This window comes from Acinetobacter sp. LCT-H3 (assembly GCF_001866125.1).
Classification (GTDB): domain Bacteria; phylum Pseudomonadota; class Gammaproteobacteria; order Pseudomonadales; family Moraxellaceae; genus Acinetobacter; species Acinetobacter schindleri.
This window is the reverse complement of the sequence record NZ_MODX01000079.1, coordinates 1-663: the sequence shown is the minus strand read 5'-3', so window position 1 is coordinate 663 and position 663 is coordinate 1. Positions and strand designations below refer to the sequence as shown.

Sequence of the window (663 nt, the reverse complement as noted above, 5' to 3'; positions counted from 1 at the left end):
GGTATTGGGTTTTGGATACAAGGCATGTATTCCCATCAAGCGCATTAAACGTCGGACTTTACGCCGACCTATTTGATGCCCTTGACGCTGTAGCATATCTCGTATCATTCGACTGCCCATAAATGGGTAGTCGAGATGAATTTCATCGATTAGACGCATCCAACTCAAATCAGTTGATGAAATCTCTTTGGGCTTGTAATACAACGTACTGCGATTGATCTGAATCAATTGCGATTGTTGTCGTACCGAAAGTTGATGGGTCTTATCGATCATTTTTTGCCGCTCAGCTGCCCTATTTTTCTGAGCGCACCTTCTAAAAAATCAATTTGCAATGCCTGATGTCCTATCTTGGCATGTAAAGCTTTGAGGTCAATCTCAGGTTCTTGTTGTGCTGTTGGTCGTGAAAAAATATTGACTGATTGCTCAAGCAGTTGATTTTTCCAATCAATTATTTGGTTTTGATGTAAATCGAATTGAGTAGAAAGTTCAGCGAGTGTGTGGTCGCCTTTAATTGCTGCGAGAGCAACTTTAACTTTAAACTCTGCTGAATGATTACGACGTTTTCTTCGTGTCATGGTTGACTCCAAAAACAAGCATTTCCCATGCTTATTGGGGAGTAGATTATCACTTATAGAGGTGGTCTAAAATCCTAGAACCACATCA

General features: G+C 40.6%; 1 pseudogene. It reads right to left on the bottom strand.

Going from position 1 to position 663, the window contains the following annotated elements:
* Positions 1-575 (bottom strand): annotated as a pseudogene (locus tag BK820_RS15305) (IS3-like element ISAcsp5 family transposase); the annotation flags it as partial.
* Between the last annotated feature and the right edge of the window lie 88 nt (positions 576-663).